A 15,140-nucleotide genomic window follows, 5' to 3' on the forward strand; every position below is an offset into this window, starting at 1 on the left:
CATGCATTTGCATAAATATGAAAAAGTTTGGCTTGCATTCGGATTAGGATCCTTAGTCCTATTCTTATTAATTATCGGCTTTGCGGCATTCTGGAAAGGAACACATCCACAAAGTCATATCGAAACGATTGACCCACAAAACGTGGAAGCAAACGAATCATTCCAACCTGAAAATCTTGGACTTACAGAAGTAGCTGACGGAAAATACGTTGTCAATATGGTCGCATCTGCATTTAATTATGACTTTGGTAAAGAACAAGACGGAACCGCTACTAAGACGATCCGTATCCCTAAAGGTTCCACAGTTCTTTTCCAAATCACGAGTAAAGACGTAGTCCATGGATTCCAAGTGGCAGGAACAAACGTCAATATGATGGTAGAACCGGGACATATTAGTCGCTTCGAAGCCGTCATGAAGAACACGGGTGAATTCACGGTAGTCTGTAACGAATATTGCGGTATCGGTCATCACTTAATGTTCGGCACAGTGGAGGTGTATTAATTAATGGAACTATTTAATTTTACAAAAAAAGAATCTAGACTGTATCTGTCCTTCATGTATGTCACATTTATCTCGCTACTAGTCGGGGGGTTAATGGGACTTCTACAGACACTCGTTCGTTCAGGTACGTATACTTTACCGTTTAATATTGATTACTATACGATTTTAACAACACACGGTGTACTACTCGGGCTTGTTTTAACTACATTTTTCATCGTCGGCTTCCAATTTACACTTATGGGGAAAACCGTCGGCATCTCTGATAAGCAAATGCTATGGGGATGGATTTCTTTCTGGGTCATGCTCGTTGGTACAGTATTAGCTGCTTGGATGATCTTAACCGGAGAAGCTTCTGTATTATATACATTCTATACACCTCTCCGCGCGCATCCTATTTTCTACATCGGATTAGCACTTGTTATTATAGGTAGCTGGATTGCAGCTTTCGTCAATTTCCGTCAATTATACGTCTGGAAGAAAGCACATAAAGGAGAAAAGTCACCATTACTCGCATTCATGGTTGTTATTAATATGATCATGTGGGTCGTTGCTTCATTAGGTGTAGCATATTCAGTTGTAGTATTAATATTACCTTGGTCACTAGGTTACGTCGCCACAGTCAATGTATTGTTAACACGTACACTCTTCTGGTACTTCGGTCACCCACTTGTCTATTTCTGGTTACTACCTGCTTATATGGCTTGGTATGTAATCATTCCAAAAATAATTGGCGGAAAGCTTTTCAGTGATTCATTGGCACGTTTATCATTTATCTTGTTATTGATGTTTTCTATCCCAGTTGGGTTCCACCACCAATTGACTGAACCTGGGATTGACCCTACATGGAAGTTTATTCAAGTCGTTTTGACTTTCATGGTCGTCATTCCTTCATTAATGACTGCATTCTCTCTATTCGCTACATTTGAAATTACAGGACGAAATAAAGGATATACATCCTTATTTGGATGGTTTAAAAACCTTCCTTGGAAAGATGTTCGTTTCTTAGCACCGTTCATCGGTATGGTGGCGTTCATTCCAGGTGGAGCTGGCGGTATTATTAACGCTTCTCACCAAGTGAACTCCCTTGTACACAATACGATTTGGATTACAGGGCACTTCCACTTAACGATTGCTACAACGGTTATTTTAACGTATTTCGGTATCGCTTATTGGTTGCTACCGCATTTGACGGGTCGCCGCTTAACTCCTAGATTGAATAAGTTGGGCATTATCCAAACATTCATCTGGACAATTGGTATGGCAATTATGTCAACGTCTATGCATATTCAAGGCTTACTTGGAGGACCTCGTCGTTCCAACTTCTCGGAATATGCCGGCGGAGAACAAGTAGCTACTTGGATTAACTACCAAATTACACAAGCAATCGGCGGCACGATTCTATTCATCGGTATTCTCTTGATGTTCTATATCTTCATTCAATTAGTATTTTTTGCCCCCCGTGGATATGAGGAATATCCAATTGCTGAAGAAGAGATGGATGCAGAGAAGACTCCGAAAATCTTGGAAAACTGGTATCTATGGGTTGGTATTACCATCGCATTAATCTTATTTGCCTATACAATTCCAATGATTGATATTATCAAACACTCTCCTCCTGGCTCTATTCCGTTCGACTGGCCAATTGGACGTTCTTAATAAATGAAAGAACCTTGATTCCAATCATCATTGGAAATTCAAGGTTCTTTTATAAATCATTCGATAGGTAAAAGCATAGAGCTACGACCTTTGAAATGATCCAGCATTTCATTTAGCTCGTCTTCTGCAAGGGGTTTAGAAAAATAAAAACCTTGCAGTTCATTGCATCCTGTTCCCTTCAGAATATCCCATTGCTCTTTTGTCTCAACACCTTCAGCGACAGTGCGGATATTTAACATTTTACCTAATTGAATAATCGCTAGTACAATCGCCCGACTTTTATCGTCATATTCAATCTGTTTGATGAATGCCATATCGATTTTTAATTGTGTGATTGGAAATGACTGTAGATAGATAAATGCAGAATACCCTGTTCCGAAATCATCTATCGAAATAGTGAATCCTTTTTCAGAAAGTGTTTCAATGCGTTTTTTTACCACTTCATGTCTTTCAAGCGCTACACTTTCGGTAATTTCCAACAGTAAATTCTTAGGATCTACTTGGATGTTTTCAAGACATTTTTGTAAATATAGCGGTAAGTTTTTTTGCAAGAAATGTCTAGGTGATAAATTCACAGAAATTGTTAGTTCATCTTTACCTAGCTCTTTGAATCTCTTCAATTGTTCAAGTGCTTGAACAATGACCCATTCACCAATTGAAATAATAAAGCCTGTCGACTCTGCCAGTTCAATAAACTCATTAGGATAGATCAAGCCTCGTTCTGGATGTTGCCAACGAATCAATGCTTCAAAGCCAATTACTTCGCCGGTATCACAGTGTACTTGTGGCTGATAAAATAATCTGAACTCATTCCGATCCAAAGCTTTGCGTAAGTTCATCTCAGACCTCATCGATTGCTTCATAGAGTTATGCACATCTTCATCATAAATACCGATGCCCTTTCTAGAAGATAAACTCTTACTCGCTTCTAACGCAAAGCGAGCAACTTGTACACCTTTAAGCGGAGTTTGTGCATCTTTAGGGTAGTATGCTAGTCCGTAACTATACGTTAAACACACTTCCTGATTGGCGACAAATATTGGCTCATTTAGTTTCTTAAATAACTTATCCATTTTGTTCTTAAAACCTCTTCCACCTTCGTCATGAGGTAAAAAAATAACAAAATGATCGAACGCAATTCTAGCAGCGTAATAAGGTTTCTCAAACGTTAACTGAAATCTCTCAGAGACAACTTTAATGATTTCATCTGCTATTTCAGGTCCTAATACACTATGAATTTCGATAAACTGATCGATATTCATGTAGACGAATATCCCTTCATACCCTTCTTCGACTATGGACAGGGCAGATTCTACTTGTGTAAGAAAAGCATTATAGTTTTTCATTCCTGTAAGTTCATCTATAAAAGCTAGACGGTACAGATTTTCTTCGAACGTAAGCCGACTCAAACGGTCAAATAAAAACGATAGCATATCCGCAATGGCAGCAACAATCATCCGATCAAATGAGTTCCATTGACGTCGATCAACTGATTCGCAACAGAGCACACCGCCGATTCCTGAATTTAATATAATACACGCATCTAGAAGCGAATGGTATCGTTTCGAATTACTAAAGAACTTTTCAGCAATTTCTTTTGTTGCTGGATCACTTGCTATATCTACAACTGCTAAGGTACGTTGACTTTGAATTGCTTCAAAATAGGTTGCATACATCTTGTCACTTATATCACTATCAACTGTATGTTCTTTCGTCTCATCGTCATACGTATTTTGCGAACGAAGTATAGTTCGCTCTTCATTAAAAAGCCAAATACTGACACGCTCGCATTTCATAATATTTGAGACTTCATAACATAGATTCTCTAGCAAATTTTTAATCGTAGCAGAATTCACTGCCAAATATTTAGCCTTTTCGAAAACGATCTCTTGTTGCTCACGTATCCTATCGATTTTTCTAAGGGTCTCAATTGTACGAATATATTCTTGCAAGTAAACACCACCTTTTATTATTTAAAATTTCAGTCTATTCAAACTGAATGACATAGTGTATAGTTCATTATATCAATACTCGACAATATTAGCAGTCATTACTGGAATATCTCGAAATAGGTCATAAGGCCAACTATCATTTCCCTCTTTAGTTCTTTAGGTCATTTTAATTTAAATAATCATAATGTATACTAGGTTTAACGATCGATTTACATGATATTCTAGGTAGAATACCCAATGCCACTTCAATAAAAGGAGATCACTTGAATGAAGAAAACCGCTCTCGCCGCAATCGCCTCCCTGATGCTTGCATCAAGTATTTCAGTTGGAAGTGTCAGCGCATCATCAAAAACTTATACTGTACAAACTGGTGATACATTGTATAGAATTGCAACTCAACATAAAATTACAGTAGACGAACTTAAGCGCTTAAATTCACTTACTTCTAATTCGATTAGAGCAAATCAAAAGTTGATAGTTGAAAATAAAGTAACTATACCCAAAACTGTTTCTTCTATTAATTCATTGCTAGATTTAAATCTTCCAACAGCTAGACCAGCTATACAAAACACCGTTATAAATAATAGCGAGTTGATGAATAAAGTAATTGATACAGCTATGCCACTGCAAGGCATTCCCTACGTATGGGCAGGCGTGACTCCAGCAGGATTTGATTGTAGCGGATTCATCTACTACGTCTACAATAAGGCAGGAGTCAAAGTTCCACGACTGGATACAATTGGATTCTTTAATCGTTCAGTATTTGTAACTGATCCAGTAGTAGGCGATTTATTATTCTTCCAAAATACATACCGACCTGGTATTTCTCATATCGGGATTTACTTAGGTGACAATAAGTTCATTCACGCTGGAGATAAGGGGATTGCTGTTGCTTCCCTTGATTCATCTTACTGGAATTTACGTTTTATGGGATACAAACGTTTTAAAGACATAAATTAAAAAAGGATGTCGCGCAAGTCATCATGACTTACGCGACATCCTTTTACATTCAATTCATTATCTAGCCGAAAAACCACCGTCGATTACAAGCTCTGCACCTGTAATATATGAAGCTTCGTCGGACGCTAGGAACAATACAGCATTCCCTACATCCTCAGGCTGCCCTAGACGCTCTAGTGGTGTCATTTTAATAAGCATACCAAGCATTTCTTTCGATTCTTCCAAGTTCTGAGTCATCGGTGTTTCGATAACTCCTGGGAATACTGTATTCACACGAATGCCGTCTTTACCGTATTCAGCTGCAGCTGCTTTAGAGATTGCACGAACTGCACCTTTAGAAGCTGAGTACGGGTTTAAGCCCATTCCGATAAGCGCTGTATAGGAAGAGATATTAACGATCGCTCCTTTTTTCACTTCTGACATATAACGTGCTGCATGCTTCATGCCTAAAAATGTGCCGAAGCTATTAATGTCAGATAGTCTGCGCCAATCTTCAATTGTGATTTGATCGATTCCTTTTTCAGTAGAGATACCAGCATTGTTTACCAAGATGTCTAGCTTACCAAAGTGATCGACCGCTTGTTTCATCGCCACTTCCCATTCATCATCTTCCGTTACATTCAGTTTGACTGTTAAGATTTGTTCTTGCCCGCCCCATTTTTCTTTTAGAGCTGCTTCGTTAATATCTGCTGCGATGACTTTAGCACCTTCTGCTACGAATTGCTTAACCATCATTTCACCCATACCCGATGCTCCGCCTGTAATGAATGCCACTTTGTCTTGTAATCTGCTCACGATTCATCTCTCCTTTTGTCATAACTACTATATACTTTAACACTAAAGTAATTTGAATTCAATTTTCACAATCGCCTGTAATGCACTTTTTTCAGTTACGCTTTGTAAGATCACTCCAGAAACTTCACCCATCTCCTCTACCACCTACTCGCCATTTTCCGAGTTCTATAATTATACACACCTTGTATAATTGCAGAATGTAAGATATAATTATAATTGTTAGAAATATACTATAGATGGAAGAAGTGAACAGCTATGTTCAAAGATCAACGCTATCTTCATTATAATGCAGCAGGTTTCCGGCGGGATTTGATCGCAGGGATTACTGTTGGAATTGTAGCCATTCCACTTGGGATGGCTTTTGCAATTGCTTCTGGTGTAAAACCAGAATATGGGTTATACACTACGATCATCGCAGGGCTACTAGTCGCCCTACTCGGTGGATCACGGTTCCAAATTGCCGGTCCCACGGGCGCATTTATTCCGATCTTACTCGCCATCGTGCTGCAATATGGTTATGAGGATTTATTAATTGCAGGATTTTTGGCGGGTGTATTCCTAGTCATTATGGGACTTCTTGGTGTCAGCAATTTAATCCACTTTGTTCCTCGTTCAGTAACCATTGGATTTACGGCAGGTATCGCCATTATTATTTTCACGGGACAGTTCCAAAATTTCTTTGGTTTGACTGGTGTAGAAAAGAAAGAGTTTTTCCATGAAAGTATGATTGAGATTGTCCGTAATTTCCATACAGTCAATACATTTAGCATTATGACAGCTGTTATCGGTTTGGCTGTTATCTTCATACTACCGAAGATTGCTCCAAAAATCCCATTACTTCTTGTCGCTTTATTAATCCCTACCCTTTGTTCAATTTTATTTTTTCCGGGTAAAGTAGAGACGATCGGGACTGCGTTCGGCGGTATCCCACAACATCTGCCTAGTTTCCATTTCCCTGATATCACACTTTCGAAACTAGTTACTTTATGGCAACCCGCTCTCATCATTGCGGCATTAGGAGCGATTGAGTCTTTACTTTCTGCTGTCGTTGCTGATGGCATGAAAAGCGATGTCCCTAAGCACGATTCGAAAAAGGAGCTAATGGGGCAAGGTATTGCAAATATCATCACTCCTCTGTTCGGAGGAATTCCAGCAACCGGAGCTATCGCACGTACCGCCACTAATATCGGCTCTGGTGCGGTGAGCCCGATTTCAGGTGTCATCCAAAGTTTATTCGTCTTAGCCTTTTTGCTCCTTTTCGCACCTTATGCATCCTATATTCCATTAGCTGCGATGGCACCTATTTTAATGTACGTCGCTTGGAATATGAGTTCTAGAAAAGCATTTGTGCAGATCCTATCTTTACGTTCCAGTGATTCACTCGTACTATTGACTACATTTCTTTTAACGATTTTCTTGAATTTAACGATTGCAGTAGAAGTCGGTATTTTACTTGCAGCTTTGTCATTCTTACGTAAGATGAGTGGTTCGCTTGAGATTAAAGAAAGCAAGCTAACGGAAGTCGAAATTTTCAAGTTAGCGGATAGTACAGGGAAGGAACTAATTAAATATAAAGTGTCTGGTCCCTTATTTTTTGGAACAGCTAAGAATTTCGAAAATCGCTATTATGAGTTATTAAACGTCAAACAATCTACTATCATTTTAGATTTGAAGAATTTGACCGCCCTTGACGCTACAGGCGAGGCTGCCCTTTCTGCATTACTTGACGAAGCACAGCGAAAAAATAAGCGACTGATTTTCAAGAAAGTCCCTTCAGATAAGATGAGCTTATTCAAAAGGAGTGGACTGTACGAGAAAATTGGGAAAGACAACTTCTTTATGTTGTAAAAGGTTGGCGTGGGTGTTTTCTATGAGCGCTGCGGCGTTAGCTATGAGCGCGGGAACCTATTCTATGAACGTGGCCGCGGAGGCTATGAGCGCGGGATCCTATTCTATGAGCGCTGCGGCGTTAGCTATGAGCGCGGGAACCTATTCTATGAACGTGGCCGCGGAGGCTATGAGCGCGGGATCCTATTCTATGAGCGTGGCCGCGGAGGCTATGAGCGCGGGATCCTATTCTATGAGCGTGGCCGCGGAGGCTATGAGCGTGGGAACCTATTCTATGAGCGCTGCGGCGTTAGCTATGAGCGCGGGAACCTATTCTATGAACGTGGCCGCGGAGGCTATGAGCGCGGGATCCTATTCTATGAGCGTGGCCACGGAGGCTATGAGCGCGGGATCCTATTCTATGAGCGTGGCCGCGGAGGCTATGAGCGCGGGAACCTATTCTATGAGCGTGACGCAATAAGATTTATTTTCATTTAAACACAAAGAGCCTCCCCTATCATGTAGAGGAAGCTCTTTGTGTTTTATAGTTTCCATTTAAAACGGGCATAACCCGCTAGCAGTAAGAAGTTTACTGCGGCACTGATGACCGTACCATACGCAATTGCTTGTGCGCCGATTTGATCCACAAATGCGAAGATAATTGCAATGTTGATGCCAAAGACACTAATTAGACTGAATATAATTGGCATGATGGAATTTCCTTTTGCATAGTAAAAACGCGTAACATATGTATTCGCCGCTAAGAAGAACATCGAAAGCGCAAATACTTTAAACACTGGCACCGTTAGCATGATAGACTCCTCACCAAAGTTCCCATAGCCGAAAACTAGGCGAATTAAAGGTTCTGCTAAAACGTAACAAAATACAGTAGCTGGCACGAGTAATACGACCATATACAACATACCCTTTTTATAGAGCATCTTAATTGTTTTCGTATCACCTTCACCTTCTTTTTTCGCAAGCATTGGATAGATAACAGTCGTCACAGCGGTCATGAGAATCGCTTGTGGAAAGCCTGTCAGCTTGGATGCATAGTTAATAGAAGAAATCGCTCCTTCCCCTAATCCATCTGCCGCAATTCGGTGAATAATATAGTAGAACTGCAATGATGCACCACCGAATAGAATAGGTAATGCTAGCCACCACATTTTTCTGATGTCATCCGGCATACCAAACGACGGTTTTAATGACGGTAAGCCTGCACGCTTTATACCCCAATATAAAAATCCACCCATCAAAACTGCACTGACTAACGCACCTACACCGTAAGACTCCGGTCCTAGCCATTTTGTTAGGAGGAAACCGACTGCTACAAACGCAACATTATACAATAAAATAGCTAAACTAGATAACTGAAAGCGGTCATTAATGTTTAACAATCCACTCATCCACGTGGATACAACTAACAAAATAGATGATGGCATCATCCATAAGAAAAGATTTCTCACTAACTGGTAGTCTTCTCCACTTAATCTACTGAAAAAGAGATTTAAAATCGAATCAGTGAACACTACTAACAAAACAGTCACGAGCGTCGCTGATAGAACAACTGTCGTAAACGCTTTACGAACGTATAATTCCTTATTCATCTTAGAAGAATGATAAACCGATATAAAAGCCGTCGTTAATGCGCCACCGAGTACTAAATAGATGAAGTTTGGAATTGAATACGCTGTTGCAATCGCATCGGCCACTGTAGAAGTACCATACTGAATCCCGATGACCACTTCTCGTCCAAAACCAAAGAGTCTTGCCACAATATTGATGACCGCAACTGCACCAATTATTTTAAATAATTTACTCATTTCAAAGTTCCCTTTCCATTCTGCTGATAGATATCGCTCAATCTCTGGACGATTACTTCAGAAGAATGTTGCTGGATCACTTGCTGGATAGTTTCATGTTGTGAAAATGATACTTCATTTTCAAGCGCTTGTTCTAAACCTTCTGCAAGCATTTCTGGATCGCGTGGTTCAACTAGCACACCTACCCCATCTTTTAATAAGTAAGGAAGACCACCGACATTTGTTGCAACTACCTTCGCGCCTGATGCAAGTGCTTCAAGCGCCACTAGTCCAAACCCTTCATGGTATGACGGCAATACTAATACATCTGTTGCTGACATCCACTTCGCAAGTTCCAATTGGCTTACCGGCTCTTTAAACACTACACCTGACACGCCTTTGCTTTCAATCCTCTCTTTCACCAACTCAACAAAACGTTGATCTTTCTGTGAGCCTATTATATATAGTAGAAGATCATCATGCGTTTCTCTCAAGCGATAATACGCATCGAGTAATTCCATAACACCTTTTGCTTCAATGACATTCCCTACAAAAATAACCACACGTTCATTAAGCGGTATATTCAATAGAAGTCTAACCTCTTCCTGTCCCATCCGCTTAAAGATCTTCGTATCAACTCCCATACTCATGACCTCAACATTTTGCGGAGATACAGCATACTCTTCTATTACATCATTGCGTAGTTTTTCACCTACCGTTATCACTTGAGCGGCTTCTTGCAAAATATTTTTTGTGAATTTCGCAATACGCGCACTCTTTTTCGCCATTTTATCGAGATCCCCGCCGTGAACAGTCACGACATACGGAAGATTAAAAAGCTTTTTCCCTAGTAACGAGATCATGCCCGTCGGAAACGCATAATGTGCATGTGTGATACTGATGGATTTTTTCTGTTTCAATAAATATGTTAAAGAAGATATTCCCCATGAAAGATATTTCATTACTTTTTCAAGCTTCCCTTTTCCAGGTTCATGAATAGCAATGACTTTAACATCAAAGCCATTCTTCTTTAGTAATTCTACTTGATTCTTCACAAATATCCCGTATGTAGGGTGTTGTGCAGAAGGATACATATTGCTAAATACCACTACTTTAGTCACTCATTACTCATCCTTTATAGCTTTCCACTTGAACGGTGTCAGCTCTTTTATACGTTGAATGATTATACCATAAATTATATAGGTGTTTTTACTAACATTTCAAAAATATTATCTCGTGTAATGCTCTTGTAATCTAAATGTAACATTTATCATGTTTATAAGTGCTAATATATTCCTAGATTATAAAGCACAATAGAAGTTTGTGCGAAAGGGGAATTTGAGAACAGCATGAAACGTCTATTGTCTCTGGTCTTGGCAAGTTTTTTATTCTTATCAATAGCACCAGATTTTGCGTCCGCAAACTCACCAACATCGTTAATTAGCACTGCACGTAACTATTTAGGAACACCTTACCTATTAGGTGGGACAACCCCAAGAGCTTTTGATTGTTCAGGATATACACAATATGTATTCAACAAAGAAGGCATCTCATTGCCACGAACAACAGGCCAGCAGATTTCTGTCGGTACTCCAGTTTCAAAAAGTAACCTAGAAGTAGGAGATTTAGTTTTCTTCAATACATCAGGTCGTGGTGTTTCACACGTTGGTATTTATATAGGTTCTAATAACTTTATACACGCTTCCGTAAGCAAAGGTGTAATGATATCTTCTCTTAATGATCCTTACTACTGGAAAAGTCGCTACATGGGCGCTCGTCGTGTGACTAACTTTACTACCGAAAATAATACGAATACTTCTAAAGATAACGAAACTACTACAGAAGAGAAAAAAATTGCTGCAGCAACTCCTGTAAAAGAAATTATTTATGCTACACGTGCAGAAGTTGCACAAGAAATAGCGGATAAACTCGGGTTAGATCAAACGACAGCTAACCTAACATTTAAAGATGTCGATGAATCAAATCCACATTATCATGCCATTTCAGCAGTTGCAGAAGCAAATATTTTTACAGGTTACCAAGGGAATTTCAACCCAAACAAAGAATTAACTCGTGCACAAATGGCTAAAGTATTAGTAGAAGCTTTTGGCTTGCGTGGATCAGCTATCGCAAATTTCAAAGATGTTCCGGCTAACCACTGGGCCATTGAATATATCAACATTCTCTATTATCACAATATTACAAGTGGGTATGGTGATGGCACATTCGGTTTAGATGATAAAGTGACTAGTAAACACCTACACGCTTTCATGAATCGTATTACTAAATAACCTTCTTTACGAATGTTCTCATAGAACATTCGTTTTTTAGTTATAAAGAATCAAATTCATTGAAGTTATTAATTTATGAATTGTAGAAAAAACAACTAGTAATCACTTTTCAACACTGGTAAAATGAACCTATGAGTCTTGTAATAAACTATATTTAAGGAGGAACTCATGAATCATTTTAAATGGGCAACTACTATTTTATTGTTGCTAACCATCTTAATACTCTCACCTCTCCAGTCATTAGCAAGCTTCAAATTTTCCGACGTCCCTGCCGAGCGAGAATTTTTTAAGGAAGTTCACTACATAGCAGAAAAAGGTATTGTTAATAAATCGATTAATTTCAATCCGCAAGACAAGTTAAGACGTTCACACGTCGCAAAAATGCTTGTTATTGCGACTGGTAATCAGAACGTTCCTTTACTCGATATGAAAATCGTAGGACTAAACCCGACTAGTGAACAATATAAGTTTGCTAACATTGCCATTCAAAAAGGTTTCTTTACTTTAAACAGCAATGGTCGCTTCAATCCAAACGAAGAGATTAAACGTGAGGAAATGGCCTACGCTCTATCTATTGCATTTAATTTATCAGAAAAGATCACAGCGCAAAAACCTTTAATGTTAACGGATGTTTCCAATCATAAGTACGCAGAACGAATTAACGGGCTGTACTATGCAGGTATTACACAAGGTGACAATAAAAAGTTCTTACCTCAAGAATACCTCACTCGCTCGCAATTCGCTTTGTTCATAGCCCGCGCATTGGACAAGCAGTTTGCACTAAAAGTAAAAGCAGTAGATCAACAATCAAGTGTCAACTATGTAAAAGTTCAGACAGGAGACGACAAAGATCCATTGAATGTACGCAGTTCTCCTTCTGAATCTGCTACAATTATCGACGCATTAACGAACGGAACACTTGTAGAAGTAATTGGTAGTACAGGCGTGTGGTTGAAAGTAAATATAGCCGGTGTTGAAGGATATATTCATGAATACTTTACAACAACGAATCTAAATTCAAATCAACCAGCACCAATACCACCTAAACCTGAACAGCCAACTCCTACTCCTACCCCTACTCCTTCTGCTAAGTTGATGGGTAAAGTGACTGTTAATAATTTGAATGTACGTTCATCGGGTAACCCAAGCGCGCCATTAGTAACAAAGCTTAAAAACGGACAGAAAGTTGAAGTCCTTTCAATTTCAGGGTACTGGGCAAAAATTCGTACTGGCAACACAACGGGATATGTCCATAAAACGTATCTTAAGTTGCTAAATCAAACAGGCAATCCATTACGTGATCGGATCATTGTTGTAGATGCTGGACATGGCGGACACGATCCGGGTACAGTCAAGAGTAGACATACAGAAAAAGCTATTACGTTAAACGTTTCAAAGAAGTTAGAAGCGAAACTGAAAAGTGCAGGTGCGAAAGTCTTGATGACACGTTCCACGGATAAGTATTATTCATTGGAGGAACGTACAAATTTCGCAAAAAATAATTTTGCAGAAGCATTTGTATCGATTCATGTGAACGCAGCGGGTTTTACTGCAAAAGGTGCGGAAACGTTTTATGATTCTTCTAGTAATGCGAATGCTACTGAAAGTCGCGATTTAGCAGCTTTCATTCAGCGTAATATTGTACAGAAGGCCAATATGGTTGATCGCGGTGTGAAGAATAATCGTTTCTACGTAATTCGCAATAATAATGTAGCAGCAGTTCTTGTAGAGTTAGGTTTCTTGTCGAATGCTGATGATTTTAAGAAGCTGACTAGTGAAACGTATGCTAATATTTATGCGGATGCGATTTATCAAGGGCTATACCAATATTATAGCAAGCAGTGATGCACTCCCCCTCCCAAGGTTTTGATCTTGGGAGGTTTTTTATTTGTGTCGTCGTTCGACTTTTTTACGGTACTGAAGTTCATGAAGATCCGCTTCCTATCACCGCTGCGGCACGTGGGGGATTGCCTCCCGCCATGAGCCAACAAGCGAAAGGCGCGCTAGTTGTCTCATGGCTTCGGCCGACCCCGCAGTTGTGCCTTCGCTAATGAGTACAGTGTAGTTTTGGTAAACTTTGGTACTTAGTAAAATTCACTTTTTGACTTCAACGTACTATGCTACTTACCTTTCACCACTAAACGCAGGCGCCTTACAAGCGGCAGGCGGAGCGATGAGACAGAGAGGCGATCCTCCTTTCTGGCTCATTGCGGGAGCCATCCGCCAGCGCCGAAGTGAGTTCAATGACGAATTACTTTTCTACATATAGAAGCGGATTGATGTGTCTTGGACTTACTACTAGATTGTAATGTGTCGTTGCTCGACTTTTTTACGGTACTGAAGTTCATGAAGGTCTGCTTCCTATCATCGCTTCGGCACGTGGGGGATTGCCTCCCGCCATGAGCCAACTAGCAAAGAACGCTAGCTGTCTCATGGCTTCGGCTGACCCCGCAGTTGTGCCTTCGCTAATGAGTACAGTGTAGTTTTGGTAAGCTTTGGTACTTAGTAAAATTCACTTTTTGACTTCAACGTACTATGCTAACTACGTCCCCTCACAAAACGAAGGCGCCTTACAAGCGGTAGGCGGAGCGATGAGACAGAAAGGCGATCTTCCTTTCTGGCTCATTGCGGGAGCCATCCGCAAGCGCCGAAGTGAGTTCAGTGACGAATTACATTTCTACATACAGAAGCGTATTGATGTGTCTTGAACTTACTACTAGTTTGTAATGTGTCGTTGCTCGACTTTCTTAGGATACTGAAATTAGTGATGGTCAGCTTTCTATCAACGCTTCGGCACGTGGGGGATTGCCTCCCGCCATGAGCCAACTAGCAAAGAACGCTAGCTGTCTCATGGCTTCGGCCGACCCCGCAGTTGTGCCTACGCTAATGAGTACAGTGTAGTTTTGGTAAGCTTTGGTACATAGTAAAATTCACTTTTAGACTTCAACGTACTATGCTACTTGCTTTTCCACACCAAACGAAGGCGCCTTACAAGCGGTAGGCGGAGCGATGAGACAGAGAGGCGCTCTTCCTTTCTGGCTCATCGCGGGAGCCATCCGCAAGCGCCGAAGTGAGTTCAATGACGAATTACTTTTCTACATATAGAAGCGGATTGATGTGTCTGGGACTTACTACTAGTTAGTAATGTGTCGTCGCTCGACTTTTTTATGTTACTGAAGTTAGTAAAGGTCTGCTTCCTATCATCGCTTCGGCACGTGGGGGATTGCCTCCCGCCATGAGCCAACTAGCAAAGAACGCTAGCTGTCTCATGGCTTCGGCCGACCCCGCAGTTGTGCCTTCGCTGGTGAGTACAGTGTAGTTTTAGTGGGCTTTGGCACTTACCGAATTAAAC

Annotated in this window: 11 protein-coding genes; 7 read left to right on the plus strand and 4 right to left on the minus strand. The window is 40.3% G+C overall.

The features are described 5' to 3' along the window. The first annotated feature begins 1 nt into the window (after window position 1). Together ORD22_RS01985 and ORD22_RS01990 are read left to right on the plus strand one after the other, a co-directional pair. Complete coding sequence (locus ORD22_RS01985) at window positions 2–502, plus strand: cytochrome c oxidase subunit II (RefSeq protein WP_317644163.1); 501 nt, start codon at window positions 2–4, stop codon at window positions 500–502. Between the two features lie 3 nt (window positions 503–505). After that, on the plus strand, window positions 506–2,158 hold the full coding sequence (locus tag ORD22_RS01990) for a b(o/a)3-type cytochrome-c oxidase subunit 1 (RefSeq protein WP_317644164.1): 1,653 nt from the start codon (window positions 506–508) through the stop codon (window positions 2,156–2,158). A gap of 56 nt (window positions 2,159–2,214) precedes the next feature. On the opposite strand, the gene ORD22_RS01995 is transcribed toward ORD22_RS01990, so the two are convergent. Beyond that, window positions 2,215–4,110 carry a sensor domain-containing phosphodiesterase gene (locus ORD22_RS01995; RefSeq protein ID WP_317644165.1) on the minus strand — a complete coding sequence of 632 codons (1,896 nt, stop codon included), beginning with the start codon at window positions 4,108–4,110 and terminating at the stop codon, window positions 2,215–2,217. Window positions 4,111–4,377: 267 nt separating this feature from the next. On the opposite strand from ORD22_RS01995, the gene ORD22_RS02000 reads away from it, so the two are divergent. Continuing rightward, window positions 4,378–5,070, plus strand: coding sequence for a C40 family peptidase (locus tag ORD22_RS02000; protein WP_317644166.1), 693 nt, complete (start codon window positions 4,378–4,380; stop codon window positions 5,068–5,070). 57 nt (window positions 5,071–5,127) lie between these two features. Here ORD22_RS02000 and ORD22_RS02005 read toward each other — a convergent pair whose 3' ends face one another. Beyond that, on the minus strand, window positions 5,128–5,865 hold the full coding sequence (locus ORD22_RS02005; RefSeq protein WP_317644167.1) for an SDR family NAD(P)-dependent oxidoreductase: 738 nt from the start codon (window positions 5,863–5,865) through the stop codon (window positions 5,128–5,130). A gap of 255 nt (window positions 5,866–6,120) precedes the next feature. On the opposite strand from ORD22_RS02005, the gene ORD22_RS02010 reads away from it, so the two are divergent. Both ORD22_RS02010 and ORD22_RS02015 read left to right on the plus strand, forming a co-directional pair. Beyond that, a complete protein-coding gene (locus ORD22_RS02010) occupies window positions 6,121–7,713 on the plus strand; it encodes a SulP family inorganic anion transporter (RefSeq protein ID WP_317644169.1) in 1,593 nt (530 codons plus the stop codon). A gap of 4 nt (window positions 7,714–7,717) precedes the next feature. Then, window positions 7,718–8,173, plus strand: coding sequence for a hypothetical protein (locus ORD22_RS02015; protein WP_317644170.1), 456 nt, complete (start codon window positions 7,718–7,720; stop codon window positions 8,171–8,173). A 61-nt stretch (window positions 8,174–8,234) separates the two neighbouring features. On the opposite strand, the gene murJ is transcribed toward ORD22_RS02015, so the two are convergent. Further along, a complete protein-coding gene (gene murJ / locus ORD22_RS02020) occupies window positions 8,235–9,518 on the minus strand; it encodes a murein biosynthesis integral membrane protein MurJ (protein WP_317644171.1) in 1,284 nt (427 codons plus the stop codon). After that, the gene (locus tag ORD22_RS02025) at window positions 9,515–10,618 is read right to left on the minus strand and encodes a glycosyltransferase (protein WP_317644173.1); all 1,104 of its coding nucleotides are present in this window, start codon (window positions 10,616–10,618) and stop codon (window positions 9,515–9,517) included. Before ORD22_RS02025 ends, murJ begins: the two co-directional genes overlap by 4 nt. Before the next feature lie 228 nt (window positions 10,619–10,846). Between ORD22_RS02025 and ORD22_RS02030 the strand changes: the two genes are divergently transcribed. Together ORD22_RS02030 and ORD22_RS02035 are read left to right on the plus strand one after the other, a co-directional pair. After that, a complete protein-coding gene (locus tag ORD22_RS02030; RefSeq protein WP_317644175.1) occupies window positions 10,847–11,788 on the plus strand; it encodes a C40 family peptidase in 942 nt (313 codons plus the stop codon). A gap of 168 nt (window positions 11,789–11,956) precedes the next feature. Then, complete coding sequence (locus tag ORD22_RS02035) at window positions 11,957–13,633, plus strand: N-acetylmuramoyl-L-alanine amidase (RefSeq protein ID WP_317644176.1); 1,677 nt, start codon at window positions 11,957–11,959, stop codon at window positions 13,631–13,633. The last annotated feature ends 1,507 nt before the right edge of the window (window positions 13,634–15,140 follow it).

The organism is Sporosarcina sp. GW1-11 (genome assembly GCF_033088395.1).
Lineage (GTDB): Bacteria > Bacillota > Bacilli > Bacillales_A > Planococcaceae > Sporosarcina.